The sequence below is a fragment of the Pseudomonas mendocina genome, from assembly GCF_003008615.1.
Lineage (GTDB): Bacteria > Pseudomonadota > Gammaproteobacteria > Pseudomonadales > Pseudomonadaceae > Aquipseudomonas > Aquipseudomonas mendocina_C.
Window position 1 is genome coordinate 4,419,695 of the sequence record NZ_CP027657.1, and the last position, 25,391, is coordinate 4,445,085.

The 25,391-nt window shown below is 58.6% G+C and carries 21 protein-coding genes; all 21 read left to right on the forward strand.

The window, feature by feature from the left end; all coding sequences use genetic code 11:
* Positions 1-126: 126 nt before the first annotated feature.
* Complete coding sequence (gene rfbF, locus C7A17_RS20415) at positions 127-897, forward strand: glucose-1-phosphate cytidylyltransferase (RefSeq protein WP_106739815.1); 771 nt, start codon at positions 127-129, stop codon at positions 895-897.
* Entirely contained in the window at positions 888-1,955 is a 1,068-nt protein-coding gene (gene rfbG / locus C7A17_RS20420; protein ID WP_106739818.1) for a CDP-glucose 4,6-dehydratase, read from the forward strand. Before rfbF ends, rfbG begins: the two co-directional genes overlap by 10 nt.
* Positions 1,948-3,270, forward strand: a complete 1,323-nt coding sequence (gene rfbH, locus C7A17_RS20425) for a lipopolysaccharide biosynthesis protein RfbH (RefSeq protein ID WP_106739820.1) — start codon at positions 1,948-1,950, stop codon at positions 3,268-3,270. Before rfbG ends, rfbH begins: the two co-directional genes overlap by 8 nt.
* On the forward strand, positions 3,270-3,962 hold the full coding sequence (locus C7A17_RS20430; protein ID WP_106739823.1) for a sugar phosphate nucleotidyltransferase: 693 nt from the start codon (positions 3,270-3,272) through the stop codon (positions 3,960-3,962). The genes rfbH and C7A17_RS20430 overlap by 1 nt, the downstream gene beginning before the upstream one ends.
* The gene (locus tag C7A17_RS20435) at positions 3,959-5,323 is read left to right on the forward strand and encodes a GHMP family kinase ATP-binding protein (protein ID WP_106739825.1); all 1,365 of its coding nucleotides are present in this window, start codon (positions 3,959-3,961) and stop codon (positions 5,321-5,323) included. The genes C7A17_RS20430 and C7A17_RS20435 overlap by 4 nt, the downstream gene beginning before the upstream one ends.
* Positions 5,320-7,218, forward strand: coding sequence for an N-acetylneuraminate synthase family protein (locus tag C7A17_RS20440; protein WP_106739828.1), 1,899 nt, complete (start codon positions 5,320-5,322; stop codon positions 7,216-7,218). The genes C7A17_RS20435 and C7A17_RS20440 overlap by 4 nt, the downstream gene beginning before the upstream one ends.
* 25 nt (positions 7,219-7,243) lie before the next feature.
* Entirely contained in the window at positions 7,244-9,049 is a 1,806-nt protein-coding gene (locus C7A17_RS20445) for a thiamine pyrophosphate-binding protein (RefSeq protein WP_106739830.1), read from the forward strand.
* Positions 9,046-9,801: a TylF/MycF/NovP-related O-methyltransferase gene (locus C7A17_RS20450; RefSeq protein WP_106739832.1), complete on the forward strand. Its 756-nt coding sequence runs from the start codon at positions 9,046-9,048 to the stop codon at positions 9,799-9,801. Before C7A17_RS20445 ends, C7A17_RS20450 begins: the two co-directional genes overlap by 4 nt.
* The gene (locus tag C7A17_RS20455; RefSeq protein ID WP_106739835.1) at positions 9,801-10,883 is read left to right on the forward strand and encodes an FkbM family methyltransferase; all 1,083 of its coding nucleotides are present in this window, start codon (positions 9,801-9,803) and stop codon (positions 10,881-10,883) included. The genes C7A17_RS20450 and C7A17_RS20455 overlap by 1 nt, the downstream gene beginning before the upstream one ends.
* Before the next feature lie 71 nt (positions 10,884-10,954).
* Positions 10,955-12,190: an FkbM family methyltransferase gene (locus tag C7A17_RS20460; protein ID WP_158704693.1), complete on the forward strand. Its 1,236-nt coding sequence runs from the start codon at positions 10,955-10,957 to the stop codon at positions 12,188-12,190.
* Positions 12,191-12,235: 45 nt separating this feature from the next.
* Positions 12,236-12,913 (forward strand): class I SAM-dependent methyltransferase, encoded by a 678-nt coding sequence (locus C7A17_RS20465; protein WP_106739840.1) that lies wholly within the window; start codon positions 12,236-12,238, stop codon positions 12,911-12,913.
* 12 nt (positions 12,914-12,925) lie between these two features.
* A complete protein-coding gene (locus C7A17_RS20470; RefSeq protein ID WP_106739842.1) occupies positions 12,926-13,849 on the forward strand; it encodes a LicD family protein in 924 nt (307 codons plus the stop codon).
* Between the two features lie 9 nt (positions 13,850-13,858).
* Positions 13,859-14,935, forward strand: a complete 1,077-nt coding sequence (locus C7A17_RS20475; RefSeq protein ID WP_234035826.1) for an NAD-dependent epimerase/dehydratase family protein — start codon at positions 13,859-13,861, stop codon at positions 14,933-14,935.
* Between the two features lie 126 nt (positions 14,936-15,061).
* A complete protein-coding gene (locus C7A17_RS20480; protein WP_106739844.1) occupies positions 15,062-18,619 on the forward strand; it encodes a glycosyltransferase in 3,558 nt (1,185 codons plus the stop codon).
* A gap of 248 nt (positions 18,620-18,867) precedes the next feature.
* Complete coding sequence (locus C7A17_RS20485; protein WP_106739847.1) at positions 18,868-20,352, forward strand: flagellin; 1,485 nt, start codon at positions 18,868-18,870, stop codon at positions 20,350-20,352.
* Between the two features lie 72 nt (positions 20,353-20,424).
* Entirely contained in the window at positions 20,425-20,817 is a 393-nt protein-coding gene (locus C7A17_RS20490; RefSeq protein WP_106739849.1) for a flagellar protein FlaG, read from the forward strand.
* Between the two features lie 79 nt (positions 20,818-20,896).
* Positions 20,897-22,369, forward strand: coding sequence for a flagellar filament capping protein FliD (gene fliD, locus C7A17_RS20495; RefSeq protein ID WP_106739851.1), 1,473 nt, complete (start codon positions 20,897-20,899; stop codon positions 22,367-22,369).
* 3 nt (positions 22,370-22,372) lie between these two features.
* Positions 22,373-22,765, forward strand: a complete 393-nt coding sequence (gene fliS, locus C7A17_RS20500; protein WP_106739853.1) for a flagellar export chaperone FliS — start codon at positions 22,373-22,375, stop codon at positions 22,763-22,765.
* Between the two features lie 112 nt (positions 22,766-22,877).
* On the forward strand, positions 22,878-23,258 hold the full coding sequence (gene fliS / locus C7A17_RS20505; RefSeq protein ID WP_017361938.1) for a flagellar export chaperone FliS: 381 nt from the start codon (positions 22,878-22,880) through the stop codon (positions 23,256-23,258).
* A gap of 25 nt (positions 23,259-23,283) precedes the next feature.
* A complete protein-coding gene (gene fliT / locus C7A17_RS20510) occupies positions 23,284-23,577 on the forward strand; it encodes a flagellar protein FliT (RefSeq protein ID WP_106739856.1) in 294 nt (97 codons plus the stop codon).
* 260 nt (positions 23,578-23,837) lie between these two features.
* Complete coding sequence (locus C7A17_RS20515) at positions 23,838-25,313, forward strand: sigma-54 dependent transcriptional regulator (RefSeq protein ID WP_106739859.1); 1,476 nt, start codon at positions 23,838-23,840, stop codon at positions 25,311-25,313.
* The last annotated feature ends 78 nt before the right edge of the window (positions 25,314-25,391 follow it).

Consider the following 25,391-nt stretch of genomic DNA (forward strand, 5'->3'; position numbering starts at 1 on the left):
TTTCCGTCTCCTCATGCGTGTGTCAGTCTTGGTCTGGCAGTGCGGCATGCATTTTGCTCGATCAGTTTGTACGAGTGGGATAAGGTCAATGAATTGTCGGTCAGTACGGACGACCTGGGCGAATTTATGAAAACAGTCATTCTGGCCGGCGGATTGGGCACGCGTATCAGCGAAGAGTCCCACCTGCGGCCCAAGCCGATGATCGAGATAGGCGGCAAGCCGATCATCTGGCACATCATGAAGATCTACTCCCATCACGGCATCAACGACTTCGTGATCTGCCTGGGCTACAAGGGCTATGTGATCAAGGAGTATTTCGCCAACTACTTTCTGCACATGTCGGACGTGACCTTCGACATGGCGGAAAACCAGATGCACATTCACAACCGCCATGCCGAACCGTGGCGCGTGACCCTGGTCGACACGGGGGAGAGCACTGCCACGGGCGGCCGCCTCAAGCGCGTACGTGATTACCTGGGCGACGAGACTTTCTGCCTGACCTACGGCGACGGCGTCGCTGACATCGACATCCCGCAATTGATCGATTTCCATCGCAGCCACGGCAAGCTGGCAACGGTGACGGCCGTGCAGCCGCCCGGCCGCTACGGTGCGCTGGACGTACAGGGGCAGCAGGTGCAGGGATTCCAGGAAAAACCCCAAGGCGACGGTGGCTGGATCAACGGCGGCTTCTTCGTGCTTGAACCGGGGGTACTCGATTACATCGAGGGTGACGGCACCACCTGGGAATACGAGCCGATGCGCCAACTGTCCGAACAGGGACAACTGATGAGTCACCTGCACCGTGGCTTCTGGCAACCGATGGACACCTTGCGCGACCGGGTGCTGCTCGAAGAACGCTGGAAGAGCGGCCAGGCGGAGTGGCGTGTATGGCCGTGAGTGCGGCGTTCTGGGCCGGTCGCCGAGTCCTGTTGACCGGGCATACCGGTTTCAAGGGCGGCTGGCTGGCGCTGTGGCTGCAGGAGCTGGGCGCCGAGGTCTGCGGTTATGCCTTGCCGGCGCCTGCTGAGCCGTCGCTCTGGCAGGTCGCCCACCTGGCAGAGCGTGTACCTGGCACCCTGGCCGATATCCGAGACGCTCAGCGCGTTGCCGAGGCCGTTGCAGCTTTTCGCCCGGAAGTCGTCCTACACCTGGCGGCTCAGCCACTGGTGCGTGAGTCCTACCGTGCACCGGCTGATACCTATGCCACCAACGTCATGGGCACGGCCAATTTGCTGGAAGCGCTACGCCGCTGCGACAGCGTACGTGCGGTGTTGGTGGTGACCAGCGACAAGTGCTACGAAAACCGTGAATGGCTCTGGCCGTACCGCGAAAGTGATGGCCTTGGCGGGCATGATCCTTACAGCAGCAGCAAGGCCTGTGTGGAGTTGCTGTGCGCGTCCTGGCGCGAGTCTTTCCTGCGTGAATCCGGCATTGCCCTGGCCACGGCCCGGGCCGGTAATGTGATCGGCGGCGGCGACTGGTCTAGCGACCGACTGCTGCCCGACATTCTGCGTGCCTGGCAGGCAGGTCAGTCACTGACGCTGCGTTACCCAAAGGCCGTGCGCCCCTGGCAGCACGTACTCGAACCTCTGCACGGCTATCTGCGTCTTGCGCAGGCACTGGTTGAGCAGGGTGAAGCCGTGGCGTCGGCGTGGAACTTCGGCCCCGATAACGAGGGGCTGGTCAGCGTCGGCGAACTGGTTGAACGACTGGCACAGCGCTGGCCAGGCCAGGCGCCCTGGACGGTCGAGGCGAACGGACAACCTCACGAGGCCGGTTTGCTCGCGCTGGATTCCAGCCAGGCACGGGCTCGCCTGGGCTGGCGACCACGCTGGACGTTGCAGTTGGCCATCGAACGAACCCTCGACTGGCACCAGGCCTGGCAGGCCGGCGAGGACATGCAGACATTCAGCCGCGCGCAGATAGCGGCCTATCAAGGCGAAACCCATGAGTGAACAGACGGCGCAAGCGCTGCGTCGGCAGATTGCCGAGCTGGTGGAGCGTTATGCCGCGCTGCAACTGGCACCTGCCGCCTTCGAGGCTGGCCGTGATGCCGTGCCGCCCTCAGGCAAGGTGATCGGAGCCGGTGAGCTACAGAACATGACCGAGGCGGTGCTTGACGGCTGGTTGACCACCGGCCGCTTCAACCAGGCCTTCGAGAAGCGCCTGGCGCGCTATCTGGGGCGCCGCTGCGTGCTGACCACCAACTCCGGCTCCTCGGCCAATTTGCTGGCCTTTTCTGCCTTGACCTCCCCGCGTCTGGGCGACCGGGCGATTCGCAAGGGCGATGAAGTGATCGGCGTTGCCGCCGGTTTTCCGACCACCGTCAACCCCATCCTGCAGTTCGGTGCGGTGCCGGTGTTCGTCGATATCGAACTGGGCACCTACAACATCGATCCGGCTTTGATCGAAGCTGCCATCGGGCCACGTACCAAGGCCATCATGCTCGCCCACACGCTGGGCAACCCATTCAACCTCAAGGTCATTCGTGAGCTCTGTGATCGCTACGGCCTGTGGTTGATCGAGGATTGCTGCGACGCCCTCGGCTCGACCTACGAAGGCCGCCAGGTGGGCAGTTTCGGCGATCTCGGTACGCTGAGCTTCTACCCCGCGCACCACATCACCATGGGCGAGGGCGGGGCGGTGTTCACTGACTCGCCGCTGCTCAAACGTATCGTCGAGTCGTTCCGCGACTGGGGCCGTGATTGCTATTGCGCACCCGGCGAGGACAATACCTGTGGCAAGCGCTTCTGCTGGCAACTGGGTGACCTGCCGGAAGGGTACGACCACAAGTACACCTACTCGCACCTGGGCTACAACCTCAAGATCACCGACATGCAGGCCGCCTGCGCCCTGGCGCAGATGGATCGTCTCGATGACTTCATCGCCGCGCGTAAGCGCAATTTTGCCTGGCTCAGCGAGCGCCTGGCCGGCTGTGCCGAGCAGTTGATTCTACCGCAGGCGACGCCTGGCAGTGATCCGTCTTGGTTCGGCTTCCCACTGACCCTGCGTGATGGTTGCGGCATCGAACGGGTTGGACTGCTGCGTTATCTGGACGAGCAACGCGTGGGTACGCGCCTGCTGTTCGCTGGCAACCTGACGCGCCAGCCGTACATGCAGGGTCAGGAGTACCGCGTTTGCGGTGAGCTGACAATGACCGACAAAGCGATGCGTGACACCTTCTGGATTGGCTTGTGGCCGGGGCTGTCCGAGGATCATCTGGAACATGCGGCGCGCAGCCTGGAAGCTTATGTGCGGAGGCTGCGCTGATGCGCGCCTACGTGCTCTGCGGTGGCTTCGGCACGCGCCTGCGTAGCGTGACGGATACGCAGAAGGCGCTGGTGCCGGTGCATGGCGAGCCTTTTCTGGCCCGCGTGCTGCGTCAATTGGCGAGGGCAGGCATCAGTGAGGCCGTACTTTGCGCGTACTACCGCGCCGAGCAGGTCGCTGAACAACTGGCGGCTCTGGCGCAGGATGCCGGACTGCAACTTATGCTGGTGGTCGAACACAGCCCGATGGGCACGGGCGGTGCCCTGCTCAATGCGCTGCGTGAGCAACCGCCACAGGGGCGGTATCTGGTGCTCAACGCCGACACCTTCCTCGATGCCGATGGATACGGACTGATGGGGCAGGGGCAGGGCAATGCACTGCTGGGTGTACGGGTGGATGACCGTAGCCGCTACGGTAGTCTCGAAGTCGACGTCAGTGGTCGGTTGCAGGCTCTGCTGGAGAAAGGGTGTGAGGGGGCGGGTTTGATCAACGCGGGCGTCTACGCTTTTACCTGCGAAACCTTCGCGAGCGCCGATGTGCGTGCGTGCTCGATGGAGCAGGAGCTACTGCCCGAGTTGCTGGCGCGCGAAGCCGTGAACGTCATCGAGTATAGCGGTCGATTCATCGATATCGGCACGCCGGAGTCGCTTGACCGATATGCCAATGATTTTCGGATGGAACCTCGATCATGAGTCTGCTCGTGCAAACCCTCAGTATCCGTGAACAGCAGAGCATCCTCGACGCTGTCGAATGCATCGAGGCCGGCGCCCTGCAGATCGTTTTCGTGGTGGACGAGCACATGCGTTTGCTGGGGGTGGTGACCAACGGTGACGTGCGTCGCCACTTGCTGCAGGGTGGCAAGACGGACGAGCCAGTGACCGCTTGCATGAATGAGGAGTTTCGTTCGGTGCGCATAGGCGCGCCGCGTGAGGATCTGCTCAAGGCGTTTGATCTGGGCTGCATCGCTCTACCAGGCCTGGATGAACAGGGCCGTCTGGTGGAGGTGTACACCCGGCAGATGGCTGCCAGCGTCGAGGTGCCCGTACTGGCCCGTGCCCGTGCGCCCGTGCGCATGAGTTTCTGCGGCGGCGGTGCGGATCTCACCTATTTCTTCATCGATCACTCGGCAGCCGTGCTCAGTTGCACTGTGGGCCTGTATGCCCATGCCACTCTGATCCCGCGTGACGATAGCCGCATCAGCATCTTCGCAGAAGACCTCGGGCGCGAGGAGCATTACAGCTCCCTGGCCGAGTTGCTGGCCGCGCCGGAGAAGAGCCTGCTGGCCACCATCGTTGCGGTGATCAAGCCCAAGTACGGCTTCGACCTTTACCTGCGGTCGGACTTTCCCGTGGGCTCTGGCCTGGGCGGCTCGTCGGCGGCCACCACCGCAACCATCGCGGTGTTCAACGAGCTGCGCCAGGATCGTTGGAACACCTACGAGATCGCCGAACTGGCGTTCCAGGCCGAGCGCCTGTGCTTCGGTATCGCTGGTGGTTGGCAGGATCAGTACGCCTCGGCTTTCGGCGGTTTCAACCTGATCGAGTTCGAGAACCAGCGCAATCTTGTCCATCCCATTCGCCTGGAAGACTCGATCCGAAATGAGCTGGAGTCCTGCCTGGTCTTGTGCGACACCGGCATCTCGCATGACTCCGGGCGCCTGCACGAACTGCAGCGCGAGGAGATCGAGGCCGAGCTGTCGCAAACCGAGCTGCTCAGTGCCAGTGTCACCCTGTGTCGGCGCATGCACCACTTTCTTATCCGGGGTGAGCTCAAGGCGTTCGGCACTTGCCTGGACGAAGCCTGGCAGTTGAAGAAGCGTTTTTCCTCGGCCATCAGCGATGGTCGGCTCGATGACATCTATGCAGCCGCAATGGCTGCCGGGGCCTGCGGCGGCAAGCTGCTGGGCGCCGGCGGCGGCGGTTTTTTCCTGTTTTACGTCCAGCCCCAGCATCGTCAGCGCGTGGTTAACGCCGTCGGCGCGCTGGGCTGTCAGACCCAGAACTTCCGCTTCGAATCGAGCGGCGTGACCTCATGGCGAACGAAAATTCAATGACCTCATTTCACATCGACGGCTTCCCGGTTGGCGGCGAGCGCGTCTACGTCATTGCCGAAGTCGGCAACAATCACAACGGCTCGCTGGAACTGGCGCGACAACTCGTCGATGCAGCCATCGAAGCCGGCGCCGATTGCGTCAAGTTTCAACTGCGTAACCGAGAGGCACTCTACCGGAGCAAGGCTGATGGCTCTCGTGCCGAAGACCTGGGCGTGGAATACATTCAGGACTTGCTGGACAAGGTGGAACTCAGCCTCGACGAACACCGCGAGGTGCGCGCCTATTGCGCGCAGAAGGGCATCACCTACCTGTGTACGCCCTGGGACGAACCCAGTGTCGATGCGCTGGTCAGCTTCGACGTGGCGGCGCTTAAGATCGCCTCGGCGGATCTGTGCAACCCCTACCTGATCGCCAAGGCCGCGAGCTTGGGCAAGCCGCTGATCCTGTCCAGCGGCATGTCCTTCGAGCATGAGATCGTGCGTGCCATCGAACAGCTCAAGGCACTCGGCACGCCGTTCGCCCTGCTGCATTGCAACAGCGCCTACCCGGCCCCCGAGGCCGATATCCAGCTCGGTTATCTGCGTCGCCTGCAGGAGCTGCACGGCCTGATCGGCTATTCCGGCCATGAGCGTGGCGTCGCCATTACCCTGGGCGCAGTGGCGCTGGGTGCCAAGCTGGTGGAACGGCACATCACCCTGGATCGGGGTATGGAGGGGCCGGATCATCTGGCCAGTCTGGAGCCGGGCGAGTTCCGTCAACTGGTCGACGGCATTCGTCAGTTGGAACTGGCATTGCCTTGGCAAGGCCCGGGTCGCCATGCCAGCCAGGGCGAGTTGCTAAACCGCGAGAACCTCGGCAAGAGCGTGATTGCCGCATGTGACATCGCCCGTGGCACTGTAATGGACGCGTCGATGCTGCGTATCGCCAGCCCTGGCCAGGGCCTGCCGCCTTACCGTTTGCCGGAGCTGCTGGGCAAGCTGGCCGGTCGCGATATCGCCCAGGGCGATTTTCTCTTCGATAGTGACCTGAGCGAGCAGATCCAGGAGCAGCGTCATACGTTCGACCTGCCGATCCGCTGGGGTGTGCCGGTGCGCTATCACGACTTCCTCGACTACCGCCGGCGAATCAACCCGGATCTGTTCGAGTTCCACCTGTCCTACCGCGACCTTAGCCTCCAGCCGCGGCCGTTTCTCGCTGAGGTCGACTGTTCGCGCCTGGTGGTGCACGCGCCGGAGCTGTTCGAGAACAGCGAGCTGCTGGATCTGGCGTCGAATGATCCTGCCTATCGCCAACGCTCCATCGACAACCTGCAGCGCGTAGTGGATGCCACCTTGCAAATCGGCGAATTCTTCCCCAATGCTGATGCGCGGCTGATCGTCGCCAATATCGGTGGCTTCTCCGCCGACGAGCCGCGCCCGCTGGCCATGCGCCCGGAACTTTATGAGCGCTTCCACGAAGCCTGCCGCCAGGTGGATTTCGCCGGCACCGAACTGATTCCGCAGAACATGGCGCCGTTCCCCTGGCACTTCGGCGGCCAGCGCCACCAGAACATCTTCATGATGCCCGAGGAGCTGGCCGCCCAGGCGCGTGATCATGGCTTGCGCCTGTGCCTGGATCTGTCGCACCTACAGATGACCTGCTTCCACTTCGGCCTCGATTTCCAACAGGCACTGGCGCTGCTGCTGCCGCATTCGGCGCACCTGCACGTGGCCGATGCCAAGGGCACCAATGGCGAAGGCGTGTTGATGGGCACCGGCGATATCGACTGGCGAGCCACCTGGGCGCAGATTCGTCAGCATCCGCAGGTCAGCTTTATCCCCGAGGTTTGGCAGGGGCACAAGGATCATGGTGCTGGCTTTTGGTCGGCGCTGCAATTTTTGACGCGGCTCGCTTAAGCGCCGGTTTCGAGAGGTCTTCAACATGACTCAGACTATCCGTGTAGCGGATTACATCATGGAGCGCCTGGCGCGCTTGCAGGTGAAACAGGTCTATTTCCTGCCGGGCGGTGGCGCCATGCACCTCAATGACGCGTTGGGACGCCACCCCGAACTGGAGCCAGTGTTGTGCCTGCATGAGCAGGCGGCCGCCATCGCTGCCGAAGCCGCCGGCAAGCTCACCGGTGGGCCCGCTGCCTGTATGACCACCTGTGGTCCGGGAGCGACCAATACCGTGACTGCGGTGCTCGGTGCCTGGCTGGATTCCACCCCCGTGTTCTTCGTCTCCGGCCAGGTCAAAAGTGCCGATCTCAAAGCCGGTACCGGCCTGCGCATGTTGGGTGTGCAAGAAGCCGATATCGTCTCTATCGTCCAGCCGATCACCAAGTGGGCTATCACCTTGACCGATCCGCAAGCGGTTGCGGAGGTCTTCGACCGGCTCGAACACGCTGCGCTCAGCGGGCGTCGTGGGCCGGTGTGGCTGGATGTGCCGTTGGACGTGCAGGCTGCGCAGGTCGATCCCGCCACTCTGCGTCGGGCAAAACCGCCAGTAACGATCGAACAACCGGATGTCAGCGCGGCTGTGGAGCAAACCGTGAGACTGCTGCGTGAGGCCAAGCGACCGGGGATCATTGCCGGTAGCGGCATCCGCATGGCCGGCGCTGTTGACGCATTCCACCAGATGATCGCGGCCGTGGGCGTGCCGATCATGCCAACCTGGCTGGCCATGGACATCATCGACGATGAGCATCCGCTCTATGCTGGACGCCCTGGTTCGATTGCGCCGCGTTGGGCCAACTTCGCCCTGCAGAACTGCGATTTGCTGATCGTTCTCGGCTCGCGTCTGGACATGGCACTGACGGCATACAATCACGCGCATTTTGCACCGTATGCGAAGAAGGTGGTGGTGGACATCGATCCGGCGGAAATCGCCAAGTTGCAGATGCCCATCGAGGTATCGGTAGTCTCCGACGTCAAACCCTTTATCGAAGCGCTGGCGTTGCAGTCATCCCGTGGGCGCCTGCCGTCTTACGCCGACTGGTTGACGCGTATCGGCGAGTGGCGCAGACAGTACCCGCTTCTGCAGGAGGAGCACGCCGACGACAGCCAAGGTGTCAGCATGTACTACTTCACTGACCAGCTTTCCTCGCTGCTCAACGAGGGGGATGTGATCGCGCCGGGTAGTTCGGGATTCGCTTCCGAGTTGTTCTTGCTCAACCTACGGCTGAAGAAGGGCCAACGTTGCTTCCATAATCGCGGTACCGGTTCAATGGGGTTCGGGATTCCGTCGGCGATTGGTGCGTGCCTGGCATCCGGGCGTCGGCCGACCGTATGTGTCGAGGGTGACGGTGGTCTGCAGTTGAACGTTCAGGAGTTGGCGACGCTCGCTGCGCAGCGGCTGCCGGTCAAATGCTTCGTCATCAACAACCAGGGTTATGCTTCGATTCGTACTTCGCAAAACACCCACTTCAAGCTGCTGGTCGGGGCCGACTCCACGAGCGGTCTGCAGTTGCCGGATCTGGCGCAACTAGCCGGTGCCTATGGAGTGGGGTATGCGCGCGTCGATTCGCACGCCGATCTGCAGGCTCGTCTACAGGCGGTGCTGGACATTGAAGGGCCTGTGATCTGCGAGGTACTGGTGCAGGTCGAAGAACCGCGGGTGCCACGTGTCATGACCCGTATTGATGAAAACGGCAAGCCTGTAACCGGCGCTCTGGAGGACTTGTATCCCTTCCTTCCGCGTGAGGAGCTGGCAGAACAAATGGCGGTTTCCTTCGGGTGTGCTGAATGACTGGCTGGATCAAGCGGCGCTTGACCGGCTTTTGCTATGGCTATCTGCGTAGCCAGGGCGACTGGGCGCATTCGCAGGCACAGGAGCTTCGTCACTCGCGGGTGCTACCTTATGCCAGTTACGCTCCCTGGGTGGGCAATGCCGACTTCCTAGATGTATATGAGCGGGTTCGTGAGCATACCCTCGTGGACATCTATCGCCTCTACGAACTTTGGCAATTGGCTCGCCAGATGGATCATCTGGAGGGTGCATTCCTTGAGGTAGGGGTATGGCGGGGCGGGTCGGGTTGCTTGCTCGGACTTGCGAGTCGGCGCCCGGGGCGCCGCCTATTTCTGGCCGATACTTTTGCCGGCGTCGTGAAGGTCGGTGAGCGTGATACCCGATATAAGGGGGGCGAGCATGCCGATACGACTGTCGATGAAGTCAGGGCATTGCTGTCACGTAATGGTTTGCATGAGGCGCAGGTGCTTGTGGGGATGTTCCCGGAGCAGAATGCCGAACAGGTGGATGAGCGCATCGCGCTCTTGCATATCGATGTGGATGTCTACGAGTCGGCTCTCGGTGTCCTGACTTGGGCGCTGCCGCGACTGGTCATGGGGGCTGTGGTCATTTTCGACGACTATGGCTTTCATGGATGTGAAGGCGTAACGCGCTTGGTCAATGAGTTCGTCTTGGACAATCCGCAGTTCCGCTTCTTTCACAACCTCAACGGTCATGGCGTGCTGGTTCATATCCCAAGAGGTAGTGCCTGATGGTCAATCTTGGCTCCGAGTACGTTCTTGTCTATGGCGCCCGGTTGGCGGGTCAACAGGTGCAGGCGTATCTGGCACGCATGGGGGTCAAGCTGAGTGCTTTCCTGGATCGCGACAGGACACTGCGGAGTGTAGGCGACGTTCCTGTTCACTCGTGCGAGGACTGGGCCCTGCACCATGATCCGGCCAAGGCCTGCGTGATCATCGGGCTGTTCAACAATCATGTGAACGTCGGGGCCATAGTCGATCAGCTTGAGGCGCTCGGCTACGGGGAGATCGTAAGCCTCGTCGAGTTCGTGCGAGATCACCCTGAGGATCAGCCATTTCGCTATTGGCTTGTCGAACCTTCTTTCTATGAGCGGCACGCGGATCGTATAGCGAACCTGAGGCGTCACTTAGCTGATGAGCAGAGCCGAGCCTTGCTTGATCGGATTGTCGAGTTTCGCACCGGTGGTGACTATCGTTGCCTGCCAGAGCCGGATACGCGCCAGTATCATCCCGATGATCTGCCGGCGTGGCCTCAGCCGCTGCGGTTCATTGACTGCGGTGCCTACGTCGGAGATACGATTCAGGAAATGAGCGAGTCTGGGTTGCGATTCGATGCAATAGCGACCTTCGAGCCCAATCTCGACCATTACCGCGTGCTTGTGCAGACACTCTCTGGCAGGCAGGCGAGCCATTTTCCCTGTGGCGTATCCGATAGCAACCGTTTGGCAGGCTTCGACAGCTCTCTTGGGGCCGGTGGTCACCTATCGGAGCAGGGGGGCGAACCCGTTTTTTGCGTGCGCCTGGATGATGCCTTACCCGGCTTTGCCCCTAATCTGATCAAGATGGATATCGAGGGCGAGGAGCCGGCAGCGCTGCGAGGAGCCGAGGGGTTGCTGCGTGCCTTTCGCCCAGGCCTCGCGGTCAGCGTCTACCATCGTGCGGAGCACCTTTGGAGTGTATTCGAACAATTGCACGCGCTGGATCTGGGCTATCGCTTCTACCTGCGTTGCCATGCCTACAGTTCGTTCGATACCGTGCTTTATGCCGTGCCGGATATTGCTGTCGTTCCCCAGCCCCCTATAGGTGACGTATGAGCGGTTATCGATCAGCGGAGCACCTAGCTGGACATGAACTGGTGGCTGGCTCCAGTTATAAGTTGCCAATCATGCTGCCTGACGCCGAAACCTGCGAGGTCTGCTTCCGTTTCGATCCTCATGGAACTATCGACCCAGAGCAGGGGCTTCTCCTACGTGACGGCGCGCGTCTCACGGTGCTGCGTCAGATCGCACGCTACCCGGCGATGTTGCGCTTATTGCAGGGCGCTGCGATACCCTGTGACTATTCCGTGCTGGAGCGACAGGTTGGCGACGAGGTCTACATTTTTGGCGCTCATCAGGTGGGTGTACTGTTGGCTCGCCTGTTCCAGGCACGCGGTGGTCGCGTTCGCGCTTTCCTGGATAACGACAAGCGCAAGCACGGCGCGATCATTGAAGGTATTCCCGTGCAGGGCTTCGACCGTTCAACCATGGCGCCAGGTGCACTCGTGGTCTTGGGGAGTGGGCGTTACAGCGAGACGATTCGCGTTGATCTTGCGACCAAGGGCTGGATCAACGTGATGACCATGCAGGCATTTCTGGCTGCGATCGATGCGCCTTATATCACCGAGGACAGTTTTCGGAACTATCACTCGGTGCTATTCAATCAGGCCTCTGCATTTGTGAGTGCTTTCCTCTGCCTGGAAGACGAGCGCTCGCGCGAAGTGTATGACGGACTTATTCGTATGCGTCTTGAGCTGGACAACGCGGCTGCCTCAATCCGATCCGATTTCCGACTCGAGTACATCGAGCCCGACTTTATCGAAGCACAGGACATCCGTTTCTATGTCGATGCCGGTGCCTACGATGGCGACACGCTCGCGCGGTTGGAGTCACGCTTGGGGGCAGCGCAGAATGCTTATTTGTTTGAGCCAGAGCAGCGCGCTTTCGAGGCTTGCCAGCGCAGGTTTGCTGATCGCAAGGCGGTCAAAGTGTTGCAGGCGGCGATGAGTGAAACGCCGTGCTGGATTCCGGCACCACGCGCCAACAGTTGTGACGTGCTCGGGCAACTGGCTGCCGGCGATGTGCAGCCCATGGCGGATGTCGCGGGCTTGCCGTTGGACGAGGTGGCGGTGGGTGCCGTCAGCCTCATCAAGCTCGATATCGAGGGTGCCGAGGGCTCTGCACTGCGCGGCGCACGTCAGGTGCTCCTGCGTGAGCGACCCAAACTCTGCGTGTGTGCCTATCATCGCAGCGACGATCTGTGGCGGCTGATCGATACGGTATTGGCTCTACGGGGCGATTATCGGGTGGGTGTTCGACACTACTCGGACATCATCGACGACACCACGCTGTATTTTTATTGAGATGCTGTCGCCATGAGTACACGACAGCCTAGCCAAGGACTAACCATGGATTCCTCCGTGTCGTATCGAGAGCACCCGAGCTACTGGAACGACTTTTACCAGCGAGGTCATGCTGCTGCACCGCGCCTGCCGTCGCAGTTTGCTGCGTTTGCGCTGGGCGAGATGTTGACCCCCGACTCGCCTATGGGGCAGATCGATGGTGTCATCGAGTTTGGTTGCGGAAACGGACGCGACAGCCAGTTGTTCGCAGCCCATGGCCTATCTGTCTTGGGTCTTGATGAGTCGATCGAGGCGATTGGGCTCTGCAGGGGGGCAGGTCTTCCCGGCCATGCCCGTTTTGAGTGTTGTGCAGCGCGTCAGGCTCGGGAGGCTGTAGAGGTATTTGCTGAGCAGCACAGCCGTGTAGCCGTGTATGCGAGGTTTTTCCTGCACGCGATCAGCGAAGAAGACGAGCACAGCCTTCTGGCGTTATTGCAAGCTACCTTGCCGGAGGGTACGCCACTTTTTCTCGAGTACCGCACGACCGCTGATGCGGATCAACACAAGATATTCGGAGAAAGTCACTACAGGCGTTACCTCGATCATCGGGCAACTCTGGCCCGGATTACCGCCGCTGGCTTCGCCACTGTCTATGAGATTGAAGGGCGGGGGTTCGCCAAGTACCGTGAAGAAGATGCCCTGGTAGGTCGCTGTATCGCGATTCGTAACGCCTCGTTAGCCTAGTGGAGAGCGCCCATGCAGGAACTGAAAGGTAAGAAACTGGTGCTCTTCGGGGCGGGACGCAGCGGTGAAATCTTCGCTGAAAATGCCAAGGGGCTTGAGGTTCTGGCCTTCGCGGACAATGACGTCAAGAAGCAAGGGCAGCAGCTAATGGGCTTTCCGATCATTGCCCCGGAGCGAATCGCCGAGTCTGGTTGTGAGGCCATCGTCGTTACGACCGTCTGCCCAACCCAGCGTATCGTCGAGCAACTGACCTCTCTGGGCTTGGGCGACATTCCTCTGATTACCCCCGACAAGGCAGTGCTCAAGGGGACCCAGAACCATCCCTTCAGCCATCCGTTGACCAAACAGATCGCGCGTGAACTGATCGTTGCCCTTAATGAACTGGCAAGTCGTGCCGATGTGGATCTTTACCTGGATTACGGAACCTTGCTCGGAGCATTTCGCGAGCAGGACTTTATTGCCTGGGATGACGATATCGACATGTCCGTCAAAGACGAGCAGTTGGATGCGCTGCTTGTGCTTGTCCAGAAGGACAAGAGTTGGCTGCCGCAGTATCACGGTGTCGAATGGTCCGTCCAGGTAGTGACAGCAGGAACTCACCGGCTTGGCGTCTTGATCTCGTTCGATAATGCGCCGGGGGAGCGCTGTGTACTGCCGCTGGAGTTGGCGGTGACGAACCGGGTGGTGCGCGATGGCCAATCGGTGATGTCGGGTAAGATGCTTGAGTTCTTTTGTCCTGCGTCATTCTTCGAAGGCCATGACACGGTTGAGTTCTTTGGTCGTCGCTTCAAAACCCCAGTCAATCCCACCGGCTATCTGGATTTCATTTACGGCGATTGGCGAAAGCCCAAGCAAAACATGTCGTTCAGTGAGTATCAAGGCATTCGGGAAGTGCCTCAGGATCAGGTCGAGGAAATCAATTATCAAAAGCTGTAGGTGTTCCCCGTGACGCATGATCAGCTCTATGAGATGGGGAAATCCGGTATGGACTATCAGGGCACTTGTTCGGATTCATCGGCCATTTTCTCTGTGGATAATCTGCCCATACTTCAATCGCTGACTGACGCACTTGAAGGACGTCATCTTCTGGTGACCGGAGGAACTGGTTTCTTTGGGCGTTGGTTGTTGGCGCTTTTCCAGACCCTGCAATCGAGAGGGGCTAGGTTTGAGGTCACTGTCGTTTCACGTGACCCTGAACGCTTTCTCATGCACTGGCCAACGTTTCGCGGCTGTCGCTGGTTGCACTGGGTTGCCAGCGATGTGCGCCTTATTCCCTCCAGTCTGTCCATCGATCTGGTAGTGCATGCAGCCGCAGATACCTCGGCAGTTGGCCAGCGTGACTCCCTCGAGTTGTTCGATATCATTACCGAGGGTGCACGGCGCGTTTGTAAACTGGCGGTAGAGTGCGGTGCTCGGCGTGTCCTGCTGATCGGCTCCGGTGCTCAGTACGGTTTGATACCTGCCGGCCTCCCGGTGACTGAGGACTTTCTGGGGGGGTGTGATAGCACTTATGCCGGTAACGCTTATGCGGAAGCTAAACGTGCCCAAGAGGTTCTAGGCTCGATTTATGCAAAAGACTATGGCATCGACGTAATTATGGCGCGCTGTTTTGCATTCTCTGGGCCTGGCTTGCCGCTGGATGGGCATTTTGCGATCGGCAACTTTGTGCGAGATGCCCTTTATGCTGATGCCATCGTGCTGAACTCCAGTGGTCAGGCAATGCGTAGTTACCTGCACGGTGCTGATCTGGCTGGTTGGTTGCTTACCTTGCTGTTGCATGGAGAAAGTGGTCAGGCTTACAACGTTGGTTCAGATCATGCGATCAGCATTGCCGATCTAGCCCATCTTGTCGCTGCCAGAATCGCTCCATACAAGCCTGTTTGCATTCTTGGGCAGGCTAATACGTCTGATCGGTCGTTCTATGTGCCCGATATCAGCCGCGCCCGAGGGCTGGGGCTTGATGTGTGGACAACACTCGATGTCTCTATAGACAGCATGGCTCATTGGGGGCGGGGCTTCTAGAGCCTTAAGGCTGGTTTTTATAATGCTCATATGCTGATAGTGAAATCACAGCGAGCTTTATAGGGTGGTCCGGGCGCAATTGGTGCTTGATTTTTATCGTCATAGCGGTACTTGGGAGTGAAGGCGATGCGCAAACTATTTTCCAGACGGCCCCATCCTTATTATATTTACTCATACGATTATCGACGCAACTCGGCAGGGGTTCGGGTTTTACATATGCTGTGTGATGCTTTGAACCGATCAGGGCAAGAAGCATATGTAGTTGCCAGGAATATCTCGTCGAAGCTGATTACCCCAATGCTGAGTGATGAGGTGATTGAATATCACAAGGCTCAGGGGATAAAACCCGTTATGGTTTATCCGGAGGTTATCGACGGTAATCCCCTGAATGGTGAGACGGTAGTTCGCTATCTTCTGAATAAGCCGGGATTTCTTAAGGGGACTGGTGAGTATGAAGAAAGCGATTTGTTGTTTGCATTTAAAGAAGCCCTACTACAACCAGGTATGCCTCTTGATCATGTGCTGTATTTGCCAGCAATAGACTTGGAGGTTTTTAAGCTCTCTGACGACCCTAGTAAGCGTGAGCCGGGGCTAGTATGTTTCTATCAAGGGCGAGAAGGGGCTGCTCATATTGATCAGGCTTTGCTGCCTGAGGGCGCCATCGAGATCACACCTAACTTTCCCGCTACTTGGGAGGAGCTCGCAGATATTTTTCAGCGCTGTGAGTATTTCTATTGTGGGGAAGCTTCGGCCTTGGCGGGTGAGGCTGTTTTATGTGGCTGTTTGACCGTCATCATGGCTAGCAAGCATGCACCTGGTACAGTGGGGCATCTCCAGAATAGCGGTTTTGGTGTTGCTAAAGATCTCAGCATAGAGGAGCTGGCACAGGCCCGTGCCAGCATGCCTAAGTTGAGAGAGTATCAGCTTCGCAAGCAAGAGGAATTCTGGCTTGCGCTGGATCGTTTTATCGAGATAACCCAGAGGGCCGCTGCCGAGAATCAGGTTCGTCCTGGCCGATATGAATTGAATCGTTGGCTCGCGAAACGATTACCAACATCAGTACAGAACCGTTTGATAGGTGATTACCTGCAACAGCATGCTGGCGGGCCTTTGATCGGAATTCTGATTCTCGATCTGTCTGGCAGTAGTAAGAAACTTGCAGCGACTATTGCAAGCCTACGGCTGGAAAAGAACCTTTATGCCACCGTGAATATTGTCGTGTTGTCGGTAAATGACGTGCCGGCTACTTCAGCTCAGGGTAAGTTGCATTTCATAAAGATCAATGCGCATGAGTACGTGGCAAGACTCAATCAGGTGGTAGAGCAGAGCAGCTTTGATTGGATCATGCTGGTCAACGCAGGAGATGAGTTCACGCCGGCTGGCCTGATGATGCTGGCTTTGGAGCTGGTTGCTGCACCGGACTGCCGGGCGGTTTATGGTGATGAATTGCAGCGTTTGCCGAATGGCGATTTGGGGGGGGCGTTCCGACCGGCTTTCAATTTGGACATGCTGCTCGCATTCCCCACGGGCATGGCCAGCCATTGGTTGATCCGACGTGATGCGTTTCTAGAGCTTGGTGGTTTCGACCCGGAGTTTGACGATGCACTGGCGTTCGAGCTGCTGGTACGGCTGATCGAAAAGGAAGGGGGGCAGGGTATCGGTCATATCGATGAGCCGTTATTGATAACTGACGCTCCTATATTGCGGGATAATTCTCAGGAACGTCTGGTCATTGAACGACACCTGGCGTGGCGTGGGTACCAGGGGACTGTATCAGCCAAGTTGCCTGGGCGTTACCGAATTAATTATGGTCATCAAGCGCAGCCATTGGTTTCCATCATCATTCCTACCAAGGATCAACTGCCGATACTCACGCGCTGCGTTGAAAGTTTATTGGAGAAAACCCGCTATCAGCACTACGAAGTGTTGATCGTTGATAACAATAGTGAAACTCCTGAGGCCTGTGACTGGCTGGCGCAAATAGAGGGTCTTGGGGCGGATAAGGTGAGAGTGCTGCGTTATCCGCATCCATTCAATTTTTCGGCGATCAACAATGCGGCGGCTGCTCAGGCCAGGGGCGAATATCTGGTGTTGTTGAACAACGATACTGCGATCATTCAGGAGGACTGGTTGGACGCGCTGCTCAATCATGCGCAGCGTCCAGAGGTTGGCATAGTCGGCTCCAAGTTGCTTTATCCCGATGGCAGTATTCAGCACGCGGGAGTGATACTGGGGCTGCGTGGTCCGGCAGACCACCCTTTCATTGGCGAACCTATAGATGCTCCGGGGTATATGCAGCGTTTGCAGGTCGACCAGGGCTACAGTGCGGTTACAGCAGCCTGCCTGATGATTCGCAAATCGATCTACGATCAGTTGGGGGGGATGGATGAGGAGGCCTTTAAGGTTTCTTACAACGATGTAGACCTGTGCCTGAAAGTTCGCGAGGCCGGTTATCTGATTGTATGGACTCCTTATTCGATCGTCATGCATGAAGGGAGTGTGAGCCAGACCCATGTCGATACGGCCGCTCACGCCATGAAGCGCAAGCGCTTCATGGCAGAGCAAGATGCGATGTATGAGAAGTGGTTATCCGTGCTGGCGAATGACCCTGCCTATAACCGTAACCTTGCTTTGAACGGTAAGGGGTTCGAACTGGAGACGGACAGCAATCTGACCTGGCGACCATTGACCTGGCGTCCTTTGCCAACGGTCTTGGCCCATCCGGCCGACCCATGGGGTTGTGGAAACTACCGCGTGATTCGTCCTTTCGAAGCTCTAAGGCGCGAAGGGCTGGTCGATGGAATGATGTCTGATGGACTACTTCAGGTTGTTGATCTGGCTCGCTATGACCCTGACGTAGTGATCCTGCAACGGCAAATCGGCGATGAGCGTCAGGAGGCCATGCGACGTATCAAGGCCTTCTCGCGGGCGTTCAAGGTATACGAGTTGGATGACTATCTACCCAACCTGCCATTGAAAAGCCTCCACCGTGAACATATGCCGAAAGACATTCTCAAGTCGTTGAGGCAGGGGCTGCGTTTTGTAGACCGCTTCGTCGTTTCCACGCAGCCGCTGGCGGAAGCCTTTGCAGGGCTGCATGAAGATATCCGTGTGGTCGAGAACCGCTTGCCGGTGGAGTGGTGGAAAGGGCTGTCCAGCCGACGTAGGAGAGGCCGAAAACCTCGGGTCGGCTGGGCCGGTGGAGTTAGTCATACCGGCGATCTGGATCTGATCGTCGATGTCGTCCGCGAGTTGGCGGGAGAGGTCGAGTGGGTATTCATGGGCATGTGCCCGGATGCGATCCGGCCCTTCATTACTGAATTTCACGGCGGTGTTGATATCGAGAGCTACCCGGCTGCTCTGGCGAGCCTGGATCTCGATCTGGCGCTTGCACCGGTAGAGCAGAACCTGTTCAACGAATGTAAAAGCAACCTGCGTCTGCTGGAGTATGGTGCCTGCGGCTTTCCAGTGATCTGCAGTGATCTGGTGTGCTATCGCGGTGACCTTCCTGTGACGCGGGTGAAAAACCGCTTCCGCGATTGGGTCGACGCCATCCGCATGCACATCAGTGATCTGGATGCGGCCGCCCAGGCCGGTGATCGTCTACGTGAAGCCGTTTATCGTGACTGGATGCTCGAAGGCGAGAACCTGGAGCGCTGGCGCAGGGCGTGGATGCCGGACTGAATGTGCCGCAAAAACCGTCGAGTGCTGCAATAGTGCTCGACGGATTTCAGTCAAAGACGTCCATAGAACGTGAGTGACTGGTTAAGTGACTGACTGTAAAGAATAAAAAAAACCTGAAAATTCCCTCTAAAGCTCCTTAGGCAAGCGCCGATAAAGAGATCGAATGCGAACTCTCTGGGCGTCTGAGCATGCAGGCCCGAGCTCGCAAGCTCAGACAAACGGTTCTAAGGTCATCTGGAGGCAATACCATGGCCCTTACAGTCAACACTAACGTTGCGTCCCTCAACACTCAGCGTAACCTGAACACCTCGTCCAAAGGCCTGGATACTTCCCTCCAGCGCCTGTCTACTGGCTACCGCATCAATAGTGCCAAAGACGACGCTGCTGGCCTGCAGATCGCCAACCGCCTGACCAGCCAGATCACTGGCCTGGGCGTAGCGACCCGTAACGCCAACGACGGTATCTCCCTCGCGCAAACCGCTGAAGGTGCCCTGCAGCAGTCCACTGGCATCCTGCAGCGTATGCGTGACCTGGCTCTGCAATCGGCCAACGGTTCCAACGGTGCCATCGAGCGTTCCGCCCTTCAGGGTGAAGTCGCTCAGTTGCAACAAGAGCTGAACCGTATCTCTGATACCACCAGCTTCGGCGGCCGCAAGATCCTCGACGGCAGCTTCGGTTCGCAGAGTTTCCAGGTGGGTGCCAACGCCTACGAAACCATTAGCGTTTCCATCGGCTCCGCTGCTACTGATCGTATCGGTATCAACCGCGTCACCACTTCCGGTGGGGCCGCTCAGGCCATCGCTTCCGGTGCCGCTTTCAGTGCCACCTCGGGCAGCGCCTACAGCAGTGCTTCGTTCAACATCAACTCCAAGCTGTCCGACGGCGATGTCGCGATCGCTGGTGCAGCCAGCGGTTCTGCCAGCGACGTGGCTCGTGCCATCAATGCTAAGAGTGATGAAACTGGCGTGACCGCCAACGCCCGTACCGTGGCAACGCTCGGCGGCATTACTGCTTCGGGTACCGTCTCCTTCAACCTGTCTGGTCTTACCAGCAAGTCTTTGGAGGCCGACGCTGCCACCGTGTCCGCTGTGGTAACCGATCTCTCCAACCTGTCCTCGCTGGCTGACGCCATCAACCGTGAAACTGGCAAAACCGGTATCTCGGCTGTTTCCAAAGGCGACACCATCGAATTGGTCAGCTCGCGTGGTGATGCTATCCAGATCACCAACTACGCTGGTTCGGGTGGTGCGACTCTGCAGGCCAAGAGCTTCGATGGCGAAGACGATGTGGGTGCTGTGGCCACCATCGCCGCCGGTGGCGGTGCTCGCGCCGACGGTCAGGTACAACTCGAGGCAGCCGATGCCTTCCAGGTTACTGGCATGACTGGCGGTCTGGGTGACGATGGCTTCAGTGAACTGGATGCGGTGAACACCATCGACATCAGTACGGCGACGGGGGCGCAGAGTGCTCTGGGTATCATCAACGGTGCGATCTCTAACATCGACAGCCAGCGTGCTCAGCTCGGTGCCGTGCAGAACCGCTTCGAGAACACCATCTCGAACCTGCAGAACATCGCTGAGAACTCTTCCGCTGCTCGTAGCCGGATCCGTGACACCGACTTTGCTGCCGAAACTTCGGAACTGACCAAGAATCAGATCCTGCAGCAAGCCGGTACCGCTATCCTGGCCCAGGCCAACCAGCTGCCGCAGGCCGTACTCAGCCTGCTGGGCTAAGGTCAAAGGCGCTAGACTACGGGGGGAAGGGCCTGGCTCTTCTCCCCGTTACCTCATTCTGAGGAGAAATTTATGGACGTCAGCTCAATTAAGCCCCAGGTCAATTCCACGGTTGTCCGCGATGGTGGCGTCTCCAATGCTGCCGAGACTCGGCAGAAGCAAGGTCTCTCGACTATCGCGACAGTTTCGAATACTGACGAACAGGCCGCGGCCCGAGCAGTTACACCTGCTCAGGATGTCAGCCGTGAACAGGTCGAGGATGCGGTAGCGACCATTCAGGAATTCGTGCAGTCGGTTCGTCGCAGCATCAACTTTGCAGTCGATGACGGCTCTGGGCGTGTGGTTGTCAAGGTGACGGATGCTGGATCGGGCGATGTGATCCGCCAGATTCCGTCGGAGGAAGCGTTGAAGTTGGCAGAGAATCTGTCAGAAGTGCGCAGCCTTTTGTTCAAGGCCGAGGCATAACGACACGTCTTGGCATGAGTTTTGACTGATACCCTTCAATCGACAGGGTGCAGTCGGATTTTTGACGAGGTGCAAGATCATGGCAGGTATTACGGGAATCGGTTCGGGTCTCAACATTGACGATATCGTCAAGGCGTTGGTCAATGCCGAGAAAGCGCCAAAGACCAACCAACTCGACAGTCTCGAGCAGAAGACCACCACCCGTATTTCGGCGATCGGTACGCTCACGGGGGCGATGAACTCCTTCAAGACGGCCCTCGATGCTCTCAACAAGCCTGCCTTGTTCGAGTCGCGCACTGCCAGCACCTCCAACAGCAGTGTGCTCAAAGCCACTGCCACTCCTACAGCGCCCGCAGGCACCTACAGCGTTCAGGTTCAGCAACTGGCTGCCAGCAGCAAGGTTGCCCTGCAGTCCGTCTCGCGTGTGGGTGATGCCCCGGCTACTTTCAACAGCGGTACGCTGGAAATTTCCGCCGGCAACACCAGCATCAGTGTTGATGTCACAGCGGCCAACAACACGCTTACCGGTATGCGTGACGCGATAAACGAAGCCGGGAAAAGCAGTGGTATAAGCGCCACCATCATTACCGATGATTCTGGTTCCCGCCTAGTACTGAGTTCGACCAAGACTGGCGAAGGCAATGACATCAAGGTAGCGGTTACCGAAGATGGTGAAACGACCGGCGGCAATGCCCTGACTACTCAAGCGTTCACGCCAGAAGCTGATCCTGATAATGCTGGCGCTTTCCTCAAGCCAAGCTCGGACAGTGGTGCGGGTGGGGTAATCAGCCAAGCCAAGTCTGCGAAACTGACCATCGATGGCCTGCAACTGGTGCGTAACAGTAACAAGATCGAGGATGCGCTCGAGGGTGTTACGCTCGACTTGGTCGCCGTACAGAGCGCCGCTGATCTGACGGATGGCAAGACCATCAACCTGACCGTCGGCGTCGACAAGTCCAGTGTGAAGAGCAACCTGCAAAAGTTCGTCGACGCCTACAACGCCTTGATCACGTCTTCGGCCCAGCTCACTGCGGTCGTCGAAGTGGAGGGTTCCAAGCCAGTGGCAGGCCCGCTGGTTGGCGATTCCACGGTGCGCAGCGTTCTAGCGGGTCTGCGCAATGAGATCGTCAAGATGACCAGTGGTGGTGATACGGGCGTACGCGCCTTGGCCGACTTGGGTATCACCACAGGCAAGGACGGCAAGCTGGCGATCGATGACACCACGCTGACCAAGGCCCTCGACAGCAATTTCGATCAGGTGGGCAGCTACCTCACCGGTACGGACGGCCTGATGGGGCGTCTTTCCGGTTTCGTTTCGGATTATGTAGGCACCGACGGCGTCCTGAAGCAGCGCGACAGCGCCTTGCGTGGCACGCTGAAGGACATCGACAAGCAACGTGAGTCGCTCGACAAGCGCGTCACCAGCCTGCAAGACCGTCTTTATGCTCAGTACAACGCAATGGATTCCCTGGTAGGCCAGCTTTCACGTACCAGTGATAGCTTGAGCGGCATGCTCGCCAACCTGCCGGGCTTCGTCAGAAAGGATAAGTAATTCATGAGCAAGAATCCCATCGATGCCTACAAGCAGGTCAAGACCAGCCAGGAGGTATCCCCGTACCGTACGGTGCAACTGTTGCTCGAAGGTGCACTGCAGCGCGTGATGTTGGCCAAGCATGCGCAGGCTGAAGGCGATACCGAGATTCGCGGCATGGCGGTAGGCAGCACCATCACCATCCTTGGTGTGCTGCAGGCCGCTCTGGACAAAGAGCTGGGCGGTGAGATCGCCGAGAATCTGGACGCGCTCTACGATTACATGACCCGGCGTCTGGCGGGTGTGGCCCTGGATGATACGCCGCGTACCCTGGAAGAGGTTCAGGCGCTGTTGGCTGATATCAAAAGTGCCTGGGATGCCATCGGCCCTGAGGTCGAGCCGGCACCTGCTGCCTGATTGATCGTACAAAGCCGGCTTTCTAGGCCGTTTTGAGCGACAAAAGCGCTAAAGCTTTAAGCGCCGGAGCCGATACCCAGAGTATCAGCCCACCGGTAGAGCGAGAGCGACTATGAACGCAATGGCGGCCCTCAAGCAGTATCAGACCGTCAACAACCAAGCGCAGGCTGCAGAGGCCAGCCCTCATCGTCTGATTCAGATGCTGATGGAGGGCGGGCTGTCTCGCATCGCCCAGGCACGTGGTGCGATGGAGCGTGGACAGACTGCGTTGAAAGGCGAGTTGATCGGCAAGAGTATTGCCATCGTTGCGGGACTGCGCGAGAGTCTCGATCATCAGCAAGGTGGCGAACTGGCCGGTAACCTCGATAGCCTTTACGAATACATGATCGCCCGTTTGACTGAAGCCAATGTCAGCAACGAGCCGGAGCTTCTGGAAGAAGTGTCGGTTTTGCTGCGCAACGTCAAGCAGGGTTGGGATGCCATCGCTCAGTAATGAGCGAGCATCGGAGGAGAAGCGAATGAGTTCATCTGTCCAGCGTTTGGATGCGACCGGCTCAGCAATGCGTGATGCTCTGGCCAAGCAGGACTGGGCGGCCATTGGCGAGCTGGATCTGCAGTGCCGCCTTGCGGTCGATGCTGCTATGGTCGACAGCCGTGACGAAGAAGAGCTACGCAGCAGTATGGAAAATCTGCTGGCGCTTTACCGTGAACTGGTGACCGTTTGTCAGGCAGAGCAACAGCGTCTGGCCGGTGAGCTGATTCAACTCAATCAGTCACATCAAGGTGCCAAGGTCTATCAGCTGTTCGGCTGATTTCATCGCAGTTTCCGAGCTTAGCCGACAGGTTCGGCTCGGTTTCTCCCTTCTCCCGCCTCTAGTAACGTTCTCTTTTTATCGGATTTCGCTACCCGATAATGCAAACAGCTGCTTAGCTAATGTCATTAACGGGCAAAAAAGTTACGCCATAAAATTGACTGAATCCAATTTTTTGACTTTACTAGTGGCCAATTGCCGGTGTGCGCCGAAGATCTGGCGCGCAATTTCTTTCACTCCTCGGGTCAGACAAACACAAGATGTGGCGTGAAACCAAAATCCTGTTGATCGATGACAATGCTGCGCGCCGCCACGAGTTGGCGATTATTCTGAGCTTTCTCGGGGAGGAGCATCTGGCCTGCACGAGCCAGGATTGGCGCAACGCGGTTGCCGAATTGGGTTCGAGTCGTGAAGTACTGAGTGTGTTGCTGGGGGATGTCGAGTCCAAGGGTGGCGCACTCGAGCTGACCAAGCATATTGCTGGCTGGGATGAGTTTCTGCCGCTGCTGACGGTGGGCGAGTCCACCGCCAGTGAATGGCCGGAAGATCTGCGCAGGCGTGTGCTGGCCAGTCTGGAGACCCCGCTCAGCTACAATAAGCTGCTCGATTCCCTGCACCGTGCCCAGGTCTATCGCGAGATGTACGACCAGGCCCGTGATCGTGGTCGGCAGCGCGAGCCCAACCTGTTCCGCAGCCTGGTCGGTACCAGCCGCGCCATCCAGCAGGTGCGGCAGATGATGCAGCAGGTTGCCGATACCGAGGCCAGCGTGCTGATTCTCGGTGAGTCCGGAACCGGCAAGGAAGTGGTGGCGCGTAACCTGCACTACCACTCCAAGCGTCGCGAAGCGCCGTTTGTGCCGGTCAACTGCGGTGCGATTCCTGCCGAGTTGTTGGAGAGCGAGCTGTTCGGGCATGAAAAGGGTGCTTTCACCGGCGCCATCACCAGCCGGGCAGGGCGTTTCGAACTGGCCAACGGCGGCACGCTGTTCCTCGATGAAATTGGCGACATGCCGCTGCCGATGCAGGTCAAGCTGCTGCGCGTGCTGCAGGAGCGCACCTTCGAGCGTGTGGGCAGCAACAAGACGCAGACGGCCGATGTGCGCATCATCGCCGCCACGCACAAGAATCTGGAGAAGATGATCGAGGACGGCAGTTTCCGTGAGGATCTGTACTATCGCCTCAACGTCTTCCCGATCGAGATGGCACCGCTGCGTGAACGCATCGAAGACATTCCACTGCTGATGAACGAGCTGATTTCGCGTATGGAGCACGAAAAGCGTGGCTCCATACGGTTCAACTCGGCGGCGATCATGTCGCTGTGCCGGCATGACTGGGCGGGCAACGTGCGTGAGCTGGCCAACCTGGTGGAGCGCATGGCGATCATGCATCCCTATGGCGTGATCGGTGTGGGCGAGCTACCGAAGAAATTCCGTCATGTCGATGACGAGGATGAACAACTGGCCGCCAGCCTGCGCGATGAGATGGAAGAGCGTGCTGCGATCATGGCCGGCCTGCCGGGTCTCGATACGCCTGCCATGCTGCCGCCGGAAGGTCTGGATCTGAAGGACTACCTCGGCAATCTGGAGCAGGGGTTGATCCAGCAGGCGCTGGATGATGCCGGTGGAGTAGTGGCGCGTGCTGCCGAGCGCCTGCGTATTCGCCGTACCACACTGGTCGAGAAGATGCGCAAGTACGGTATGAGCCGCCGTGAAGAGGATGGCCAGGACGAGGATTGATCCCACGGCCTCGTGGTAAATGGCAGAAGGAAAGCCGGAGCTTTGACGCAAGCTCCGGCTTTGTTTTTTCAAGCCATT